The sequence below is a fragment of the Halomonas sp. KO116 genome (assembly GCF_000734975.2).
Taxonomy (GTDB): domain Bacteria; phylum Pseudomonadota; class Gammaproteobacteria; order Pseudomonadales; family Halomonadaceae; genus Vreelandella; species Vreelandella glaciei.
Window position 1 is genome coordinate 253,645 of record NZ_CP011052.1, and the last position, 20,194, is coordinate 273,838.

Genomic DNA, 20,194 nt, shown 5'->3' on the forward strand with positions numbered 1-20,194 from the left:
CCCTTAGTAAGTTCCTTGATCGACATCGGCACCCTGTGGGTCGCAGGTCTCCAACGCCGCTATCAACGCAGCTGGCGTAGCTCCAGACGCCACCTTAAGGTCACAAAAACCCAGTATGCCAGCCAGTGTAGCCAAACGGCGACTGGAAACGATTAGCGGTTGGTTCAAGGCCGCCTGATTGCACCATTTTGCCAGATGTTCCAGCAGTTCGCTGCTGGTGACGATCAACGCCCGGTAATTACCTGAAGAAAGACGCGTTTGCAGAGCGGGTGCAAGAGGGTGATAGGTGCGGCGATACACCGCCACGCGAGTCACCTTTGCTCCCCGCTTGGCAAGCGATTCCGCGAGCAGTGAACGGCCACCCTCGCCTGCCACCAGTAGAATACGCTGGTGCGCTAACTGCTGGAGCGAGGCAAGCGCCAGCAGTGCTTCGCTGGTATCTTCGCCGGCACTTGGCGCAGGCACATGCACGCGGACACCCAACTGATCATAAAGTGTCGCTGCGGTGGCGCTGCCAACGCTGTAGTAGTCAATGCCAATAGGCAACTGCGGCCAGAAGCGATCCAGCGCTTCGCTTAAGCAAGTGGCCGCAAAGGGGCTGATAACGATTATCTTATGGTACTGATCAATATCCAGCCAGATACGCCGCATTGCGGGGGTTTCTGGCAAGGCTTCCAATTGCATCACATTGAGTGATTCAACGCTCTCGCCCCGCTCGCTTAGCGCAGCGGCCAGCGCTTCACCGCGCTCGCCAGGGCGACAGATCAGTACTGGTTGGCTCATATGGCGCGGCCGTAAACCTCGGCCAGAATATCGCCAGCGCCCTGGTCAAGCAGCTCTTCGGCAATGCGAATGCCCAGCGCTTCGGGCTCATGCATCGAACCACGGCCTTCGGCGCGCAGCACTTCGGTGCCCTCTGGGTTGCCGACTAAGCCGCGTAGCCACAGGGTTTCATTGTCAACATCCAGCACTGCGTGGCCGGCAATGGGTACTTGGCAGCCGCCCTCTAAGCGCGTGTTCATGGCCCGTTCGGCGCGTACGCGGGTCGCGGTATCCGCGTCATCAAGCGGGGCTAGCAAGGCAATCAGCTCGGGATCATGCAGGCGGCACTCAATGCCTAGGGCACCTTGGCCGCAGGCGGGCAGGCACACTTCCGGCGGTAGTGCCTGGGCAATCCGCTCATCCAAGCCCAACCGCTTGAGGCCGGAGGTCGCCAGAATGATGGCGTCAAATTCGCCCGCGTCTAATTTACCCAGCCGAGTTTGCACGTTGCCGCGCAGATTAAGAATTTGCAGGTCGGGGCGAGCTTCACGCATCTGCAGGCCGCGGCGTAGGCTGGCGGTGCCAATACGCGCCCCTTCGGGAAGCTCATCAATGCTAGAGTAATGGTTGGATACAAACGCATCGGTAGGGTCGGCGCCCTCTAGGATGACCGACAGGCCCAGCCCTTCGGGGAAGTGCATGGGTACATCTTTCATCGAGTGGACGGCAATATCGGCACGACCGTCCAGCATGGCGTCTTCCAGCTCTTTGACGAACAGCCCTTTACCGCCAATTTTTGAAAGCGGCGTATCGAGAATTTTGTCGCCCTTGGTAGACAGTGCCACAAGCTCGACCTCAAGGCCGTCGTGGGCCGCCATTAAGCGGTCGCGAACGTACTCAGCCTGCCACATGGCCAGTTGGCTTTTACGTGTGGCAATGCGCAGTTTGGTGATTGATAGCACGTTATTCTCCCTATACCGCAGACACGGCGAGTCAAGCTATGATAAGTGTCATCATAAAGCACCTAGCGCCACAGTAAAAATAACGGCGTTAATGTTGGCCCTGCAAAGTACCCATTAGTTCCCTAGGAAGCCTTATGTCCATAGTGTTACCGCATGGCCAGCTCGATCAGTTTTTCCTGCTGTCGCAGGATCTGTTCTGCTGCCTTGATTTTGAGGGTAGGTTGCTTCAGGTCAACCCAGCCTTTGAGTCGCTATTGGGATACTCAGCAGATGCGTTATTAGGTCGTCGCTGCGGTGTCGTGGTGGACCCGCAGGATCATCCTGTGATTGAAGCGGCGCTGGTACGCATGCAGCGGGGGGAAATTGTTGCCGCCTTTGAAGTGCGAGCATTATCAATATTAGGCCAAACGCACTGGATTGAGATTACCCCCAGTGCCGGTGGCGATATTATTTATATTATTGCCCGCGAGGTGACGCAGCAGAAGTTTGCTCAGGCGCAGTTATTGAGCAATCAGCGGCTGTTTCAAATTGCCGGTGAAACCGCGCTTATTGGTGGTTGGTACGTGGATATGGACGCTGGGCAGCCAAATTGGTCAGATGAGGTTTGCCGTATCCATGGTCTGCTTCCCGGTTTCCAGCCCACCGTTACTCAAGCGATTGAATTTTACACACCTTCTTCTCAATCACGTATCCACGAAGTGTTCGCCGCCTGCTGCGAAAAAGGGACGAGTTTTGACGAAGAGCTTGAGGTGATCACTTACCAAGGTAAGCATATCTGGGTGCGTGTTATTGGTAAGGCCGTGCGCGATGAGCGTGGGGAAATCAGTCAGGTGGAGGGCTCGACGCAGGATATTACCGAGCAAAAACAGCTGCGTGAAAACATCACCCAACTTGCACAACGGCTTACCATTATCCTTGATAGTATCACCGATGGCTTTTTTACCTTAGATACTCGCTGGCACTTCACCTACGTTAATAGCGAGGCGGAGCGAATATTGAAGCGCCGTGAAGGTGAGTTATTGGGCCAGCATATTTGGCAGAGCTTTCCCGATGCAAAAGGCAGCCGCTTTGACGAGGAGTATCAACGCGCTGCGAGTCAACAGCAGGCAGGTCATTTTGAGGCCTTTAACCCGCGGCTAGGCATATGGGTTGAGGTACATGTCTATCCTTCCGTTGAAGGGCTTACGGTCTATTTCCGTGATATTAGCGATCGCAAAGCGAGTGAGCATCAGCTGAAGCTGCTAGAGCGTAGTGTGGAATCAAGCACCAATGGGGTGATTATTGTCGATGCCCAAAGCAGCGATCTCCCCATGGTCTACGTCAATGCCGCCTTTGAGCGCATCACCGGCTATGCGCGCAGTGAAGCGCTGGGGCGTAATTGCCGGTTCTTACAGGGCGAAGATACCGACCCCGCTACCGTCAAACTGCTGCGGGAAGGTGTTACTGAGCAGCGCGAAGTGCTCGTAGTGATCCGTAACTATCGGCGTGATGGTTCGATTTTTTGGAATGACTTGTATATTTCGCCAGTGCGCGACGAAACAGGTGACGTGACTCACTATCTGGGTGTTCAAAACGATGTATCTGAGCAGCGCGAGTATCAGGCCCAGCTCACTTATAACGCCAATCACGATGCCCTGACCGGGCTGCCTAATCGGGTAATGCTTGGCCAACGCTTGGAGCAGGGGTGCGTCCTGGCGCGTCGTTACCAGCGTTTTATCGCCGTTCTGTTTATCGACTTGGATGATTTCAAACCGATTAACGATACCCTGGGTCATGAGGTAGGCGACTTTATCTTGATTGAAGTCGCCAAGCGTCTTGAAGACGAGCTGCGCCCCTGGGACACCGTGTCGCGATTTGGGAGTGACGAGTTCGTTGTGCTGCTGCCCGATTTAGCCTATGAAAACGATGTGATACAGGTGGTTGAACGCGTACTGCAGAGGCTTTCGCCGCCCTATTGGTATCGCGGTAGCGAACTGCGCATTACCGCCAGCATCGGCATTGCTATCAACGATGGCAATATGAAAAACCCTCGCCAGCTTATTCAACAAGCCGATTTGGCCATGTACAAGGCCAAACGCCGAGGGCGCAATACCTACCATTGGTATACCGAAGATTTAAACCGCAAAGTGAGTGAACGGGTAAGTTTGCGCAGCGCGCTTCAGCAGGCCATTGAGCAACAGCAGTTTACGCTGTATTACCAACCGCAAATCCATGCCCCGAGTGGGCGCGTAGTGGGCGTGGAAGCATTAATCCGCTGGCAACACCCGGAGCGCGGTAATATTCCACCGTCTGATTTCATCAGCTTGGCAGAAGATACCGGGCAGATCATACCGATCAGTGATTGGGTGCTAGCGACCGCTTGCCGGGATGCCCAGCAGCTTAATGCCATGGGTGTTGGCCCGATCACCATGGCGGTCAATATCTCTCCGATGCAGTTTCAACGCCCCGGTTTTCTGGCCTCTATTGAACAGGTGTTGGCCCAGAGTAGCTTAGCGCCAGTGCTGCTAGAGCTTGAGATTACCGAGGGAGTTTTAATGGACAGCGCCGAACAAGCAATCCAGGCATTAGAGGATTTGTCTGCGTTGGGCGTTCATATTGCCTTAGACGATTTTGGCACCGGCTTCTCTAGCTTGAGCTACCTTAAGCGCCTGCCGATTAATAAAATCAAAATTGACCGTTCGTTTGTGCGCGATGTGATTACCGATCACAACGATGCGGCCATTATCGATGGTATTGTCGCCATGGCGGGAAAAATGGGGCTAGGGGTGCTAGTGGAGGGGGTAGAGACGCTGGAGCAGTTTACCTACCTTGAAAAGTGCCACTGCCACTACTTTCAAGGCTACTACTTCGCTCGTCCTATGCCCTTAGACGCACTCCGCGCATTTTTGGCATCTCCCCCTGTGTTTGCTGCTCGCTGACCGGCGACTCTGGTACACTTTCCCCAACGACTCCCACTTTCCATAACGACTTTTACGCTTTGTCAGCAGGATATACCTTCGATGAGCCAAGCTACGAATCAGTCTTGGGGCGGTCGCTTTAGCGAGCCCACCGATGCCTTTGTCGCACGTTTCACCGCGTCTGTTAATTTCGACCAGCGCCTGGCCCCCCAGGACATCCAGGGCTCTATCGCCCACGCCACTATGCTGGCTAGGGTCGGCGTGCTTACCGATGACGAGCGCGATGCGATTATTAACGGCCTGAACGAGATTCAGGGCGAAATCGAGCGCGGCGAGTTTAACTGGTCGGTGCCGTTAGAAGACGTGCACATGAATATCGAGGCGCGGCTGACCGAAAAGATCGGCATTACCGGCAAAAAACTCCACACCGGGCGCTCGCGTAACGACCAGGTCGCCACCGATATTCGCCTGTTTATGCGCGATGAGATCGATGTTATCGAAGTGGAACTCAAGCGCCTGCGCGAAGGCATGATCGAACTGGCTGATCGTGAAGCCGAGACGATTATGCCCGGTTTTACCCACTTGCAAACCGCCCAGCCGGTCACCTTTGGCCACCATATATTGGCTTGGCAAGAGATGCTGGCCCGGGATCACGAGCGCCTGCTGGATTGTCGCAAACGCGTTAACGTGATGCCGCTAGGCGCGGCTGCCCTGGCCGGTACCACTTACCCCATTGACCGCCATGTGACCGCAGAGCTACTGGGCTTTGACCGCCCGTCAGAGAATTCTCTGGATGCCGTGTCAGACCGCGACTTCGCGATTGAATTTACCAGCTTTGCCAGCATTCTACTGATGCATCTGTCGCGCATGAGTGAGGAACTGGTGCTGTGGACCAGCGCCCAGTTCAACTTTATCGATTTGCCTGACCGTTTCTGCACCGGCTCTTCGATCATGCCGCAGAAGAAGAACCCTGACGTGCCCGAGCTGGTGCGTGGCAAAACCGGCCGGGTATATGGTCACCTGATGTCGCTACTCACGCTGATGAAGTCCCAGCCGTTGGCTTACAACAAAGACAACCAGGAAGATAAAGAGCCGCTGTTCGATGCGGTGGATACCGTACGCGACTGCTTAAAAGCCTTCGCCGATATGGTGCCCGCGATTGAACCCAAAAAAGCCAGCATGTATGAAGCGGCGCGGCGCGGCTTCTCCACCGCGACGGATTTGGCTGACTACCTGGTACGCAAAGGTGTGGCCTTCCGCGACGCTCATGAAATCGTCGGTCAGTCGGTGGCCTACGGCCTAAAAACCGAAAAAGATCTGTCTGAAATGAGCCTTGATGAGCTCCAGCAGTTCTCCGCTACCATCGAGCAGGATGTGTTCGAGGTACTTACCCTGGAAGGTTCGGTAGCTGCCCGCAACCACATTGGCGGCACGGCGCCAAACCAAGTGCGGGCTGCCGCCCAACGAGCGCGTGAGGCACTCAGCGCACTCAAGGCGGGCGCATGAAAACATTGGCAATTTTGACCCTTACCACACTGCTGTTAACCGGGTTGGCAGGCTGTGGGCAAAAAGGGCCGCTTTATTTGCCGGACGATGCACCTGCTGATGAGCAGTCTAGTCAGGCGTCTGAATAGATAGCTGCAGGCCCAGGAGAAGGGGAGAGCACCATGGATCATTTTAATTACCGCGATGGCGTGCTGTATGCCGAAGACGTGCCGCTATCACGCATTGCCGACGAACACGGCACGCCCTGCTACGTCTACTCAAAAGCCACTTTTGAGCGTCACTTTCGCGCCTATACCGAAGCACTGGGTGGCCATCCGCACCTGATTTGTTACGCGGTGAAGGCCAACTCCAACCTGGCGGTGCTGGGGCTGTTGGCCAAGCTGGGTGCCGGGTTCGATATTGTTTCTATCGGTGAGCTTGAGCGGGTGCTTAAAGCCGGTGGTGACCCGGCGAAGGTGGTGTTTTCAGGCGTTGCCAAGCAGCCCCATGAAATGACCCGTGCGCTGGAAGTGGGCATTAAGTGCTTTAACGTTGAGTCACGCCCGGAGCTTGAGCGCTTGAATCGCGTTGCGGGGGAGCTGGGTAAAATCGCCCCTGTCTCGTTGCGGGTCAATCCAGATGTCGACGCGGGAACCCACCCGTATATCTCCACCGGTTTGAAGGACAATAAGTTCGGTATTCCAGTGGATGAAGCGCTGGATGTTTACGAACTAGCAGCGAGTCTGCCTAATCTGAAGGTGAAAGGGCTCGATTGCCACATTGGTTCTCAGCTTACCGAAACGGCCCCCTTTCTGGATGCCCTTGATCGCTTGCTGATGCTCATGGAGCGCCTGCGTGAACGCGATATCGAAATCGAACATCTCGATTTAGGCGGCGGTTTGGGTGTGCCTTACCGCGATGAAAAGCCGCCCCAACCGTTTGATTACGCCAGCCAGCTGTTGGCGCGGCTTTCACGTTGGGAAGGTGGTGAAGCGCTGACGCTGCTGTTTGAGCCCGGCCGTTCCATCGCCGCCAATGCCGGTGTCATGCTCACTCGGGTAGAGTTTCTCAAGCCCGGCGAAACCAAAAACTTCGCCATTGTCGATGCGGCCATGAACGACCTTATTCGCCCGGCGCTGTACCAAGCCTGGCAGGCGATTGTACCGGTGGATACTCGCCAAACGCGCGAAAGCGCCCTTTATGACGTAGTGGGCCCCGTGTGCGAAACCGGTGACTTCCTGGGTAAAGAGCGCGAGCTGGCAATTGCCGAAGGCGATCTGCTGGCGGTGCGCTCGGCGGGGGCCTACGGGTTTGTCATGGCGTCGAACTACAACAGTCGCCCTCGTGCCGCCGAGTTGATGGTCGATGGCGATAGCTGCCATGTGGTGCGCGCACGGGAAACCGTTGCCAGCCTGTGGACGGGTGAAGCGCTGCTGCCCGAAGGGGGGCGCTGATGCTTTTACACTTCACCAAAATGCATGGCCTGGGCAATGACTTTGTCATGGTGGATCTGGTCACTCAGCGCGCCCGGCTGGACGAAGCCCAGATCCGCGCGCTGGCTGACCGGCGTTTCGGCATTGGCTTTGACCAGCTGTTGGTCGTCGAGCCACCCCGCGATCCCGAGATGGATTTTCGCTACCGCATTTACAATGCCGACGGCAGTGAAGTGGAGAACTGTGGCAACGGGGCGCGCTGCTTTGCCCGCTTCGTTCGCGATCAGCGGCTGACTCACAAGCATGAAATCCACGTAGAAACCGCCGGTGGCCCGTTGGTGCTGACCGTACAGCTTGATGGCATGGTGCGAGTGGATATGGGCCGCCCGCGGTTTAGCCCGCTGGCGCTGCCGTTCGATGCCCCAGGGGATCAGCCCTTACATCAGCTACAAGTGGGTGATGAAACGCTGCAGATCGGTGTGGTCTCCATGGGCAACCCCCACGCGGTGATGCAGGTTGAGAACGTTGATAGCGCCCCGGTGGAACGCCTCGGGCCGTTGGTAGAGGCGCATCCCCGTTTTCCCAAGCGTGTTAACGTGGGCTTTATGCAGGTACTCTCACCCAGCGAAATACGCCTGCGCGTATACGAGCGCGGCAGCGGCGAAACGCTCGCTTGCGGCACGGGCGCTTGTGCGGCAGTGGCCAGCGGTATTCGCCAGGGGCTGTTAAAAAGCCCCGTAAAAGTCCATTTACCCGGTGGAGAGCTCAGCATTGAGTGGCCTGACCCTGAAGGGGCGCTGACGATGGTGGGACCGGCTACACGCGTCTTCGATGGTCGCGTAGCACTCAATTAATTCGAGGAGAACGGCGATGTCTCAAGCCCCCGAACCCCGCAAAACGCTCGATCCTGATCAAGTGGCGTTCTGGCTGGCGCGTCATCCCGATTTTTTCGTCGGTCGCGAAGGACTTCTGCAACAGCTGCAGGTTCCCCACCCGAACATCGACGGGGCGGTATCGCTGTTGGAGCGCTTGGTCTTTGATCTGCGTAAGCGTGCGGAAACCGCGGAAGGCCGCCTGGAACACTTGCTGGAAACCGCCCGCCATAACGAGTCCCAGTACCGTCGGCTGCGGGAAACGCTAATCGCGCTGGTGGAAGCGCCGGATCGCGATGCGTTGGCGCAGGCGTTGGCCACTCAGCTTAGCGAGCGCTTTGAAACCCCGGCCATGGCGCTATGGTGTCCGGCCTCTTTAAGCGATAGTGAGCCAACGCCACCCCAGCCGCCGCGTCACGTACTGGATCAGCACGCGAGTGCGCGCCTAGCGGCGCTGTTGGATGGCCGCACCAGCCGCTGCGTGAAGCTCAGCGTCAGTGACTGGAAGTGCCTGCTGCCCCACGTGAAAGCACCCCGTAAAGCGGGTTCCTGCGCTATTTCACGCCTTTCAGCCGGTGATCCGTTGGGCTATCTGCTGCTGGCCAGCCCCAGCCCTGACGCCTATCGCGCCAGCATGGACACGCTGTTCACCGAGTACTTGGGTGATATCGTCGCGCGTCTTTTGGTGCGTCTCGGCGATCATGGTTGAAACGCCGCTGGTGGAAACCATGATCGCCAAGCGCGTGGAGGCCTTTCTGGCCGCGCTGGCGTCCCATGCTAGCCCTGCCACCGTAGAGGCTTATCGGCATGATTTAGCCGCGCTATGCGTATTTACTGATCGCCGTGAGGTGACGGATCCTGCGGCGTTAGATACCGCACTGCTGCGGGCGTTTTTGGGCGCAGAACGCAGCCGGGGCTTGGCGCCTCGAAGCCTTGCCCGGCGAAGGGCGGCGCTTTCCAGGTTCGCGGATTACCTGGTCAAGCAGGGTGTGTTGAACGATAACCCGGTCGGGCTATTGCGCACGCCCAAACAGCCTAGCCACTTGCCACGCCCCGTGGATGTCGACGCCCTGGCGCGTTTTCTCGATACCCCCCACGATGGTTCGCCGCTGGGTGCCCGGGATCAGGCCATTCTTGAGCTGTTTTACTCCAGCGGCCTACGTTTAGCGGAGCTTGCCGCGCTTGATTTGGGCGATTTGCAAAATAGCCGGGTAAGGGTCATTGGCAAAGGGGGAAAGCCGCGCCAGGTGCCCGTCGGGCGTCGCGCTCAACAGGCACTGGCTGAGTGGTTGGGTTGCCGCTCAGCGCTAGCCCCCATTAATGAGCAGGCGCTATTTGTGGGCCAGCGCGGGCAACGATTAGGCCATCGCGCCATCCAAAAGCGCTTAGCGCAGCTGTCGCTTGCCCGTGGCCTACCCGAACATCTTCACCCCCACCGTTTACGCCACTCCTTTGCCAGCCATCTACTGGAGTCGAGCCAGGATCTGCGCGCCGTGCAAGAATTGCTGGGGCACGCCAATCTTTCGACCACGCAAATCTATACCCGACTTGATTGGCAGCATCTTGCAACCAGTTACGATGCCGCCCACCCCCGCGCCAAACGAGGCCCCAGCGACCGCAAAAATAGCCCCAGGAGCAAACCATGACGATGCTGAAGGCGATTACCTTCGATTTGGATGACACGCTTTGGGATAACCACGGGGTGATGGCGCGCACCGAAGAGGGGCACTATCGCTGGCTGCTGGAAGCCCTTGAGGCTTGGCGTGCGGCGCGTCAGGAGCCTGCCTTGGTGCTAACCCACGAAGGCGGCGGGCGAGATTACCTTCAGCGCCGTCAACAGTTAGCCAAACAGGTGTCTGAACGGCGCGGTGACTTTACCTGGCTACGTTTGCGCGCCCTGGAGGCCCAGTTAGAAGACGCAGGTCTGCACCGCAGTGCTGCGTTGATGTGGGCATCAGCGGCGATGAATGAGTTTCACCGCTTACGCGTGCAGGTCACGCCACACCCAGAAGCGGCCGGGCTGCTGGCTGCCCTGGCGGAGCGCTATCAGTTGGCGGCGATTACCAATGGCAATATACATCTTAAACGTCAGCCGCTGGCTGGCTATTTTCCGGTCGCCATTGCGGCGGGCGAGTTACTGGCGCCCAAGCCCGACCCGAAGCCTTTCCTCACCGCACTGTCGCGTTTAAAAGTCGCCCCTGAGTGCGCCATGCACGTGGGCGATTCGTGGCAGGAGGACGTGCTCCCTGCCCAGCAGCTGGGAATGCACGCGGTATGGATTTCTGAAGCGGAGGATCAACCGCTTCCCCCGCGGGTACACCGTATTGCCCATGTGAAAGAGCTGCCCCGCGTGCTTGAGATGTTAGAAAAGGCGGGCTTGGAAACGCATCATTCAGGCGGTGTATACAGCCACTGATTGAGTTTCTGGGATAGTGTATCGACGCCGTCGCGCTTAAGCGAAGAGAACAGCTGTACAGAGACCAAGTCTTCCCACTCCTTCAAGCGCGAGCGTACTTTCTGCAACGAAGCGCTGGCGGGCCCTTTTTTAAGCTTGTCCGCTTTAGTCAGCAGAATATGCACCGGCATTTCGCGCTGGTCGGCATAATTGAGCATCATCTGATCGAACTCAGTGAGCGGGTGGCGCACGTCCATTAGCAGTACTAAGCCGCGTAGACTAAAGCGGTTGCGTAGGTATTCTGCTAAGTGCTTTTGCCATTCTAGCTTGACCGATTCTGGCACCTTGGCGTAGCCGTAGCCGGGCAGGTCAACCAAACGCAGCGACTCATCGTTCATGACACTGAAGAAGTTAATTAACTGAGTGCGCCCCGGTGTGCGCGACGTGCGCGCTAACGCATTTTGTTGCGTTAAGGCGTTGATAGCGCTTGATTTTCCCGCGTTAGAGCGCCCGGCAAAGGCGACTTCTGCGCCGGTATCATCTGGGCACAAAGCCAAGGTAGGCGCGCTGATAATAAAACTTGCCGTCGGGTAGTTCAGCCGAGGGACTGGGCTATCGTGGGGGGTAGTCATGGACTTAATCCTGAAAAACGAACATAAAAGCGGCCTACTCAACGCACTATCATCAATGTTCTCATCAATGCGCTATCATCAACGTACTATCAACCCAGCATGGCTTCTTCAGCGCGTAAAGTAGAACGCTTGGTAGTGACGCATAATAGAGAAATGAGAGCAGGACTGCGACGAATTACCCCTAAAGCAGACCAGGACTTGCATTCCCGCCGCTGGGGTGATTCGTTATAATGCAAGCGGTTTATATCTGCGACCTGGGGCGCTAGTGTACCATCGCCCTCTAGCCGACAGCGACCAATGCGATACGTTGTTCGTTTTGGCGGAGCTAACCCTGGTAATTTGTGGAGCCTGGGAAGCGCCCAGGGTGCGTACCAGTCAAACATAAAACGGCATAGTGGAATAGCAATGAGAAAGTTACTGGCAAGCCTGGCAATTACCATGGGCGCCGTTGGCATCGCCCACGCTCAAACGGACTACCAAGCCGATGCTGACGCATCCGCTGGCCAGGAAATGGCCCAAACCTGCGCCGCCTGTCATGGTCAACAGGGCATTAGCCCATCGGGCGCTTTCCCTAACCTGGCGGGGCAGCAAATGTCTTACTTGGCCAAGCAGATTATGGATATCCGCGACGGTGAACGCGTGGTGCCTCAAATGGCGGGCATCGTGGATGACTACTCTGACCAAGATGCTTGGGATGCCGCGGCCTACTTTGCGGAACAAGACGCTAACTTGGGTCAAACCAACGACGAAGACGCTGAACTATTGGCGCGCGGCGAAGAGATTTACCGTGCTGGCGATATGGCCAAGGGTATCCCTGCCTGTTCAGCCTGTCACACGCCAACCGGCGTAGGCATTGGCAGTGCCGTTTATCCTGGCCTTTCCGGGCAGCATGCTCAATATACGGTTTCTACGCTGCAGGCATTTGCGTCCGGCGATCGCACCAATGACCCCAATAATATTATGGGCGATATTGCTTCCAAAATGAGTGACAGGGATATGGAAGCTGTGGCGAACTACGTTTTAGGACTGAATTAAGGCTGCAAAATTTTATACCTCCTTGTGCCGTTTGGTTCCCTCATTTGCCGATGTGCTTGAAATGAGGGAACCCGCTAATATAACCACGGTCTTAGTCCTCGCTTACCCATGGAGAAATTTATACGATGTTTAAAACGACAATGTTTAAAACAACAGTGTTTAAAACGCTAATGGTTACGCTAGCCGGTCTAGGTTTTTCTGCGCTAGTGAGTGCTCAGGATGTCGTTGAAGGCCAGCACTATGAAGTGCTTGAGTCCCCGGTAGAAACCCACGCTGAAGACGGGCAAATTGCAGTTACTGAAGTGTTCTGGTTTGGCTGCCCGCACTGTTACCGCCTACAAACACCGGTTAATGAGTGGTACGAGACGCTGGAAGACGACGTTAGCGTAGAACATATGCCTGCTACCATGGGCAGCGACTGGAATACCCACGCTACCGCTTTCTACGCGGCTGAGTCGCTGGGTATTGAAGAGGAGCTACACGCCGATTTTTTTAATGCTATCCATCAGGAAAATCAGTCGCTCACCGAGGCCGATGAGATTGCCGCTTTCTTCGCTAACTACGGTGTCAGCGAAGAAGAGGCCAAAAAAGCGCTGACCGACTTTAGTGTTCGTAGCGATGTCAATGAAGCCAACAACCGTATGCGTGAGATGAAGTTGATGGGTGTGCCCGCGCTGGTGATTGATGGTCGCTACGTTGTTTCGCCGAGTTCAGCCGGTAGCCTGGAAAATATGCCTAAAATCGCTGATGCGCTGGTCGAGCAGGTGCGTGCAGAGCGCGCAGAATAACCGTGTTGCGTGAAGCGAGAGAGCGTGATAACTCGCAGGTAAGCAGCCCACGCTCGACGCTGCTGGAAGATGGCCATCTGCGTTTGCTGACGTTTAACCTGCAGGTGGGCATCCAGACGTCAGCGTATCATCACTATCTCACGCGCAGCTGGCAGCACTTATTGCCGCATCCCCGTCGCCAGCAGCGGCTGGACATGATGGGCGAAGTACTGAGTAAGTTCGACATAGTTGGGCTACAAGAAGTTGATGGCGGCAGCTTTCGCTCCAGCCGCGTTAACCAAGTGGAGTATCTCGCTACCAAAGCGGGATTTCCGCACCATGTTCAGCAGTTAAACCGCAACCTGGGACGTATTGCCCAGCACAGCAATGGGTTACTGTCGCGCTTGGTACCTAGTCAGATTGTTGAGCACCGCTTGCCGGGCGCAATGCCTGGCCGAGGCGCTATTCATGCCCGCTTTGGCGAAGGCCCGGATGCCCTGCATATTTTTGTTGCTCACTTGGCGCTTAGCCACCGCGGTCGTGTGCGCCAACTCAACTATCTAAGCGATATTATTCAGCCGCTGCGCCACGTAGTGGTGATGGGCGATCTCAATTGTACGCCTGACCAACTACACGCTCACGAGCGCTTTAGTTTGTCGCTGCCCCTGCACCCGGTTAAACCCCTTTTCAGCTATCCTTCCTGGCAACCGCGCCATGCGCTGGATCATATTCTGTTGTCGCAATCGCTAGAGGCCGCGGAAGTGCACGTGCTGGATCATCTGTTCTCTGATCATCTGCCGATAGCCGTCAATCTTCCGCTGCCTGAGGCTTGTTTAGCGGCTATTCGCTCAAGCGCTTAGGCTAAGTGTTTAGGCTAACAAGCTTGTCTTTGTCGTCTGTGAGCGCTGCATTGTCCGCGTATATGCGCTATTGTCTGGGGCGCTGACTCCCCTTAGTCGTTTTACGCGAGACACTTCCATGTCGGACACAACACAACTACCTGCATTTATTGGTGCGCTGGACCGCGCTTCAGAGTGGTTCGGGCGTACCCTTGCGTGGCTGATCATCATTATGATGTTGATTCAGTTCGCGATTGTACTGCTTCGTTATATGTTCAGTATCAACAGCATTTTCATGCAAGAACTAGTGATGTACATGCACGCTAGTGTCTTTATGCTTGCCGCTGCCTATACCTTTCGCCACGACGGCCACGTGCGAGTGGATATCTTCTATCGAGGTATGACCCCGCGCCGTCAGGCGTTAATCAATGTTGTAGGTATTATCACGCTTTTGATTCCCGTGATGGTCTTTATCATCGCTTCCAGCCTGGGCTACGTGGCCAACTCCTGGCGCATTCTGGAAACCTCCCCTGATTACGGTGGCATTCCGGCTGTCTATGCACTGAAAACCTTAATTCCACTGTTTGCCGTGCTGATGATCGTGCAAGGCGTGGTTGAGATCGTGCGTAATGGCTATGTGATGGCTGGACGGATAGTGCCGGCTGCTGCTGGCGGCAACCATCTTGAGGAGCGTGTTTGATGCTGGAATTCATGCCGATTATTTTATTTGCCGTCATTTGCATTGTGTTGATGTTCGGCTTTCCCGTAGCGCTTTCGTTGGCGGGAACGGCGCTGCTGTTTGCCGGTATGGGGCTGGGTCTGGAAGCCATTGGTATCGACGCCAATTTTGATAGCGGCTATCTCGCCGCCTTGCCCAACCGGCTCTACGGCATTATGACCAACCAAACGCTGTTGGCGGTGCCGCTATTTGTGTTGATGGGCGTCTTGCTGGAAAAATCCAAAGTGGCGGAAACGCTGCTGGATGCCATGGCCCTGCTATTTGGTGCCATGCGCGGTGGGTTGGGTATTTCGGTGACGCTGGTAGGCATGTTGATGGCTGCCTCTACCGGCATTGTAGGGGCCACAGTGGTCACCATGGGGCTGATGTCGCTACCCACCATGCTCAAGCGTGGCTACAGCACATCGTTGGCCACCGGCACCATTTGCGCTACCGGCACCCTGGGCCAAATCATTCCCCCCTCCATCGCCCTGGTATTGCTGGGTGACGTTCTGTCATCGGCGTATCAGCAAGCGCAGCTGGATATGGGCATTTTTAGCCCTAAAACGGTCTCTGTGGGCGACCTGTTTATGGGCGCGCTGGTGCCTGGGCTACTGCTGGTCGTGATGTACATGATCTATGTGGCGCTGGTGGCGTGGTTGCGCCCGCATATGGCGCCTGCTGCTGACCGCGAAGAGTTAATGGCTGAGCTTGGCCACACCTCAGGCATTGGCATGCTGCTGCTCAAAGGTCTGGTGCCTCCCGTGGTGCTGATTGTGGCGGTGCTAGGCTCGATCCTAAGCGGCTTTGCCACACCGACTGAAGCCTCCGCGGTAGGCGCCTTTGGCGCTCTGGTGCTGGCACTGGCTTATCGTCAGCTCGATTGGGCGACCCTGAAAGACGTGCTGCGTTCGACCACTCACGTCACTACCATGGTGTTTCTGATCCTGATCGGTGCAGCGCTGTTTTCGCTGGTGTTTCGTGCCTACGGCGGCGAACACATGGTGACCGAGCTGTTCGAGGGAATGCCTGGCGGCGTGGTGGGCGCAACGATTATCGTCATGCTGGTGATCTTCCTGCTCGGCTTTATTCTCGACTTTATCGAAATCACTTTCGTGGTGGTGCCGATTGTCGGGCCAATTCTGCTTGCCATGGGGCTTGACCCGATTTGGCTGGGCATCATGATTGCTATCAATCTGCAGACATCGTTCTTAACGCCGCCGTTTGGTTTCGCGCTGTTTTACTTGCGCGGTGTCGCGCCGCCGTCGGTGTCGACGTCGGCTATTTACCGTGGCGTTATCCCATTTATTCTGATGCAGTTGGGTATGCTGCTCATGCTTAGCTTCTTCCCGCAGTTGGCAACCTGGCTTCCCTCGCAGTTCTAGTCAACAAGAGGTAAGTTGAAAAGCATTGCTGTGATCAACGCAGTTATCAACGAATATATGTGGCAACCTAACTAAAAAGCAGCAACGAGCCATTAGTGTCTTATAGCAAATAATGGACTGTAGCAAACCGCCTAGCGTTCTACGCTAGGCGGGGTATTCCCTACTCATAATAGTAATAATAGAAAGTAAGAGGGTTATTGTATGAAAGCCAAAACACTCCCAGTCGCCATCGCGATGACGACCGCTCTCTCCGCCAGTTTGCTGGTGGTTTCTAGCTTCGATAATCACGCCCAGGCGCAAGAGGACGAGTTCCGCTGGAAAATGGTCACCTCCTGGCCAAAGAATTTCCCAGGTGTTGGCCAGGGTCCAGAGCGTCTATCGCAGCTGGTCGACGAAATGTCGGATGGCCGGCTGACCATTGAAGTCTTCGGTGCTGGCCAGTTGGTGCCGGGGTTTGAGGTGTTTGACGCTGTTTCTGACGGTACCGCTGAGCTAGGCCACTCCGCTTCCTACTACTGGAAGGGCAAAGCGCCTGCCGCACAGTTCTTCGCCGCCGTGCCGTTTGGGATGAATGCTCAAGAGATGAACGCCTGGCTAAGCTATGGCGGCGGTATGGAGCTGTGGAACGAGCTCTACGATGACTTCGGCGTTGACGTCATGGTGGCGGGTGCCTCAGGCGTGCAGATGGGCGGCTGGTACAACAAAGAGATCAACTCGGTTGACGATCTCGACGGCCTGAAAATGCGCATGCCGGGCCTGGGCGGCGAAGTAATGAGCCGTATGGGTGTCGCGATTGTGAACATGCCGGGCGGCGAGATCTTTACTTCGTTGCAATCTGGTGCGATTGACGCAACCGAGTGGATTGGCCCTTACAACGACCTGGCATTCGGCCTGCACCAAGCCGCCGATTATTACTACTATCCAGGCTGGCACGAGCCCACGGTCATGTTCGAGGCAATCGTTAACGAAGAAGCTTTCGCGGAGCTGCCAGCGGATCTACAGGCGATCCTGCGAACCGCTATTAGCGACATTAACCAAAGCGTACTGGATGAGTACACCGCACGTAACAACGATGCGCTGGAAACCCTGGTGAATGAGCACGATGTTGAGCTACGCCGCATTCCCGACGACGTACTGGCCCAGGCGCGTGAGCACTCGCAAGATGTGGTTGCCGAGTTAGCGGAATCGAGCGAATTAGCTACGCGTATCTATGACTCTTATCAGGCGTTCCAAGAGAAGGTCGAGGATTACCACGCCATCTCCGAGCAGGCGTACTACAACGCCCGCAACCCGGAAGGTGATACCGCGCAATAGTTTGCCGGTGCTTGACGCACATTAACGAGCCGCCTTCGGGCGGCTTTTGTGTGTTTGGCATTTACGTTTTCGGCAGCATAAGGCGCGCAGCTTGGGTATCCTAGGAGCATAGTGACGTTTTTGCTGCCGGTTTTGACGAAAAGGAGCCCCATGTCTACCCATTCCCGTCTTCGCAATGTGCTTACCATCGCCGGCTCCGATCCTTCGGGGGGCGCCGGGCTGCAAGGGGATCTGAAAACCTTTTCAGCCCTTGGCGTTTACGGCACCAACGTGATTACTGCAGTGATCGCTCAGAACACCTGTGGTGTGGCCTCGGTGTACCCCGTCTCGCCCCAGGCTATTCGCGAGCAGTTGGAACACCTGCTGGATGATGTCTCGCTAGACGCGGTCAAAATTGGCATGGTGGCCAGCCGCGAGGTCGCCGAGGTGATAGCCGATGTGCTGCGTCAGCGGCGCCCACGCTGGATCGTGCTCGACCCGGTGATGGTCGCCAAGAGCGGCGATATTCTGGTCGATGACGCCGGCATTCGAGCCGTACGCGATATTCTCGTGCCATTGGCCGATGTGATTACCCCCAACCTGCCGGAAGCAGCGGTACTGCTCGATACATCGTCGCCCACCAGTTTAGACGCCATGGAAACGATGTTGCCGGGGTTAACGCAGCTGGGTGCACCCTATGTGGTGCTGAAAGGCGGCCATCTGCGTGGAGCGACCTGTCCGGATCTGCTGGCAACCCCCAACGGCCATGAGTGGTTGCCCGCCTCGCGCATCGATACCGACAATTTGCACGGTACCGGTTGCGCGCTCTCTTCGGCGATTGCCGCCTGTCTGGCGAAGCTCCCCGTGGATGCCGATGCGGATGCCCCGGTAACTGCCATCAGCGATGCCAAGCAGTGGCTGCATGCGGCCTTGGAGGCGAGCGTACGCTTGAATGTGGGGAAAGGGCGCGGCCCGGTGCACCATTTTCACGCTTGGTGGTGATTTAGTGTACTGCTTTGAAGCATTTGGGCAGCAGTTAGCTTGCGAGAATGGATATTGCGCACCATGATAAAGAGTGTTTGCTTAACGGCTTGTAAGGCTGAGCTGCTCAGCCGAGGAGCGTTTCGCCATGCCTCGCACTATTCTGTTTGCCACCGATCTTTCCGCTGATAATCGCGCCGCTTTTGCGCGGGCGCTACGGTTGGCCTATGCCCAGGGCGTTCAGCTCGACGTGCTGCACGTGCTGGACCCTTACCTACCCAGGCGAGTACTACTGGATGTCGAGAGCGCGGTAGTGGAAGACATCACCACTATGTTGACGGATCTACGCGAAGACTACGCCCTAGAGGCGCCGAAAACGTTGATCCAAACCGTGACCGGCTCGCCTCACGTTGAAATCGTCCGCGAAGCCCATGAGCGTAACGCCGAGCTGATTGTGCTGGGCATGCATCGCAAGCGTGGGCAAAAAGACCTGCTGGCGGGTACCACCACCATACGCGTGCTGCGCAGTGCGCCATGTCCTGTGGTGGTCTCTTCTCACCAGCCGACCCAGCCCTGGCAACATATCCTGGTGCCTATCGATTTTTCGCTAACGGCGCGACATACCTTGAAAGAGGCGCTAATCCGCTTTCCTGAAGCGGCGCTCACCCTGCTGCACGCCTGGACACTGCCCGGCGAACGTGAACTGGGTTCGCAGGCCTATTACGCCCATTGGCGTGAACATGAAGTGCAGCGACTGCGCGAGCAGTTGAGTAACGAAGTCGATAGCCTGATGCGCGAGTTAGACGGGGTGCCCGATGTTGAGTTGGTGCTAGAGCAAGGCACACCCTGCGATGTGCTGCAGGCATATATGAAACGCCACTCGCCCGATCTCGTGATGATCGGCAGCCGTGGACAGCCCCATCACACCAGCTTGCTAACCGAGATGCTGCTAAGTGAACCGCACTGCGATTTAATGCTCTGCCGCGCTTGGTAAGCGGGCACTATTTATTCAACAGAATACGGGTATTTCAAGAGAGTACGGGTAATTCAATAGTGTACGGGCAGTAATGAATATTGTACGGAACCTTTATTTGGCGCAAAGGTATGTATAGTTATGCTGCCAGGAGGAGGTTCTATGCCCACATGCTTATTAGGTGCTAGGCGCACCGTACAATTATCATTGCTGTTAACTGGCCTATTGCTAATGCCTTGGGCGATGGCCAGCAGTGTGACTGAGAAAGGCGAAGCGTTTGAGCGCACGGTAGAGGAGCACGGCCAGCGCTATAGTCTTATCGGTAGCGGTGTGTTTCGTTACATGATTTGGACTGCCTACGCGGGCGCCTATTACCAAGCGGCAGGTGAAACGCAGCCGCAGCCGTTGGATGACCTGCCACGGCGCCTGGAACTTGCCTATTTTCACGCCATCGACGCCCCGGACTTCGCCGAGGCCACCACAGAAAGCCTTAAGAAGAGCCTCACTGCCTATGAGTATTCGCAGCTAGAAGCCGATATTAACGCTTTTAATCGAAGCTATCAGGACGTCGAGCCGCAAGATCGTTATGTGTTGAGTTGGGACGGCGCTGCTTTGCGCCTGGCGCTTAATGGCGAAACGCTATTTGAGGGCGGTAACGCAGAATTGGCCAGTGCCATGTTCAGTATATGGCTGGGCGAGCGCCCCCTGGATGACGACTTTCGCGATGAGCTGCTAGGGAAAAACTAACAAGCGGTCGTTATAATG

The 20,194-nt window shown here is 56.2% G+C and carries 20 protein-coding genes; 17 read left to right on the forward strand and 3 right to left on the reverse strand.

The window, feature by feature from the left end:
- Nucleotides 1-3: 3 nt before the first annotated feature.
- Nucleotides 4-783: a uroporphyrinogen-III synthase gene (locus tag KO116_RS01235; protein ID WP_035554935.1), complete on the reverse strand. Its 780-nt coding sequence runs from the start codon at nucleotides 781-783 to the stop codon at nucleotides 4-6.
- Complete coding sequence (gene hemC / locus KO116_RS01240; protein ID WP_035554938.1) at nucleotides 780-1,724, reverse strand: hydroxymethylbilane synthase; 945 nt, start codon at nucleotides 1,722-1,724, stop codon at nucleotides 780-782. Before hemC ends, KO116_RS01235 begins: the two co-directional genes overlap by 4 nt.
- A gap of 134 nt (nucleotides 1,725-1,858) precedes the next feature.
- Here hemC and KO116_RS01245 point away from each other — a divergent pair, with 134 nt between their 5' ends.
- The 8 genes from KO116_RS01245 (at nucleotide 1,859) to KO116_RS01275 (ending at nucleotide 10,827) form a co-directional block, all read left to right on the forward strand.
- Nucleotides 1,859-4,642 carry a bifunctional diguanylate cyclase/phosphodiesterase gene (locus KO116_RS01245; protein WP_035554941.1) on the forward strand — a complete coding sequence of 928 codons (2,784 nt, stop codon included), beginning with the start codon at nucleotides 1,859-1,861 and terminating at the stop codon, nucleotides 4,640-4,642.
- Between the two features lie 81 nt (nucleotides 4,643-4,723).
- On the forward strand, nucleotides 4,724-6,127 hold the full coding sequence (gene argH, locus KO116_RS01250) for an argininosuccinate lyase (protein WP_035554944.1): 1,404 nt from the start codon (nucleotides 4,724-4,726) through the stop codon (nucleotides 6,125-6,127).
- Nucleotides 6,124-6,255: an LPS translocon maturation chaperone LptM gene (lptM, locus tag KO116_RS24975; protein WP_008956505.1), complete on the forward strand. Its 132-nt coding sequence runs from the start codon at nucleotides 6,124-6,126 to the stop codon at nucleotides 6,253-6,255. Before argH ends, lptM begins: the two co-directional genes overlap by 4 nt.
- A 33-nt stretch (nucleotides 6,256-6,288) precedes the next feature.
- Nucleotides 6,289-7,560, forward strand: coding sequence for a diaminopimelate decarboxylase (lysA, locus tag KO116_RS01255; RefSeq protein ID WP_035554947.1), 1,272 nt, complete (start codon nucleotides 6,289-6,291; stop codon nucleotides 7,558-7,560).
- On the forward strand, nucleotides 7,560-8,393 hold the full coding sequence (gene dapF / locus KO116_RS01260; protein WP_035554950.1) for a diaminopimelate epimerase: 834 nt from the start codon (nucleotides 7,560-7,562) through the stop codon (nucleotides 8,391-8,393). The genes lysA and dapF overlap by 1 nt, the downstream gene beginning before the upstream one ends.
- 16 nt (nucleotides 8,394-8,409) lie before the next feature.
- Nucleotides 8,410-9,120, forward strand: coding sequence for a DUF484 family protein (locus tag KO116_RS01265; protein ID WP_035554952.1), 711 nt, complete (start codon nucleotides 8,410-8,412; stop codon nucleotides 9,118-9,120).
- On the forward strand, nucleotides 9,113-10,057 hold the full coding sequence (locus KO116_RS01270; protein WP_035554955.1) for a tyrosine recombinase XerC: 945 nt from the start codon (nucleotides 9,113-9,115) through the stop codon (nucleotides 10,055-10,057). Before KO116_RS01265 ends, KO116_RS01270 begins: the two co-directional genes overlap by 8 nt.
- Nucleotides 10,054-10,827 (forward strand): HAD family hydrolase, encoded by a 774-nt coding sequence (locus KO116_RS01275; protein ID WP_035554958.1) that lies wholly within the window; start codon nucleotides 10,054-10,056, stop codon nucleotides 10,825-10,827. The genes KO116_RS01270 and KO116_RS01275 overlap by 4 nt, the downstream gene beginning before the upstream one ends.
- Here the strand turns inward: KO116_RS01275 and yihA are convergent.
- Nucleotides 10,800-11,438 carry a ribosome biogenesis GTP-binding protein YihA/YsxC gene (yihA, locus tag KO116_RS01280; RefSeq protein WP_008956511.1) on the reverse strand — a complete coding sequence of 213 codons (639 nt, stop codon included), beginning with the start codon at nucleotides 11,436-11,438 and terminating at the stop codon, nucleotides 10,800-10,802. The genes KO116_RS01275 and yihA overlap by 28 nt on opposite strands.
- A 405-nt stretch (nucleotides 11,439-11,843) precedes the next feature.
- Between yihA and KO116_RS01285 the strand changes: the two genes are divergently transcribed.
- The 9 genes from KO116_RS01285 to KO116_RS01325 all read left to right on the forward strand — a co-directional run bounded on the left by KO116_RS01285 (nucleotide 11,844) and on the right by KO116_RS01325 (nucleotide 20,176).
- Entirely contained in the window at nucleotides 11,844-12,473 is a 630-nt protein-coding gene (locus tag KO116_RS01285; RefSeq protein ID WP_035554961.1) for a c-type cytochrome, read from the forward strand.
- Between the two features lie 155 nt (nucleotides 12,474-12,628).
- On the forward strand, nucleotides 12,629-13,261 hold the full coding sequence (locus KO116_RS01290; RefSeq protein ID WP_035555284.1) for a thiol:disulfide interchange protein DsbA/DsbL: 633 nt from the start codon (nucleotides 12,629-12,631) through the stop codon (nucleotides 13,259-13,261).
- Nucleotides 13,262-13,263: 2 nt separating this feature from the next.
- Entirely contained in the window at nucleotides 13,264-14,100 is an 837-nt protein-coding gene (locus KO116_RS01295) for an endonuclease/exonuclease/phosphatase family protein (RefSeq protein WP_035554963.1), read from the forward strand.
- Between the two features lie 118 nt (nucleotides 14,101-14,218).
- Nucleotides 14,219-14,779, forward strand: coding sequence for a TRAP transporter small permease subunit (locus tag KO116_RS01300; protein ID WP_035554966.1), 561 nt, complete (start codon nucleotides 14,219-14,221; stop codon nucleotides 14,777-14,779).
- Entirely contained in the window at nucleotides 14,779-16,182 is a 1,404-nt protein-coding gene (locus KO116_RS01305; RefSeq protein WP_035554968.1) for a TRAP transporter large permease, read from the forward strand. Before KO116_RS01300 ends, KO116_RS01305 begins: the two co-directional genes overlap by 1 nt.
- A 201-nt stretch (nucleotides 16,183-16,383) precedes the next feature.
- A complete protein-coding gene (locus KO116_RS01310; RefSeq protein ID WP_035554970.1) occupies nucleotides 16,384-17,496 on the forward strand; it encodes a TRAP transporter substrate-binding protein in 1,113 nt (370 codons plus the stop codon).
- A gap of 150 nt (nucleotides 17,497-17,646) precedes the next feature.
- Nucleotides 17,647-18,477 carry a bifunctional hydroxymethylpyrimidine kinase/phosphomethylpyrimidine kinase gene (gene thiD, locus KO116_RS01315; RefSeq protein ID WP_035554972.1) on the forward strand — a complete coding sequence of 277 codons (831 nt, stop codon included), beginning with the start codon at nucleotides 17,647-17,649 and terminating at the stop codon, nucleotides 18,475-18,477.
- A gap of 127 nt (nucleotides 18,478-18,604) precedes the next feature.
- Nucleotides 18,605-19,450 (forward strand): universal stress protein, encoded by an 846-nt coding sequence (locus KO116_RS01320; RefSeq protein WP_035554973.1) that lies wholly within the window; start codon nucleotides 18,605-18,607, stop codon nucleotides 19,448-19,450.
- A 141-nt stretch (nucleotides 19,451-19,591) separates the two neighbouring features.
- Nucleotides 19,592-20,176: a chalcone isomerase family protein gene (locus tag KO116_RS01325; protein WP_035554977.1), complete on the forward strand. Its 585-nt coding sequence runs from the start codon at nucleotides 19,592-19,594 to the stop codon at nucleotides 20,174-20,176.
- Nucleotides 20,177-20,194 lie beyond the last annotated feature (18 nt).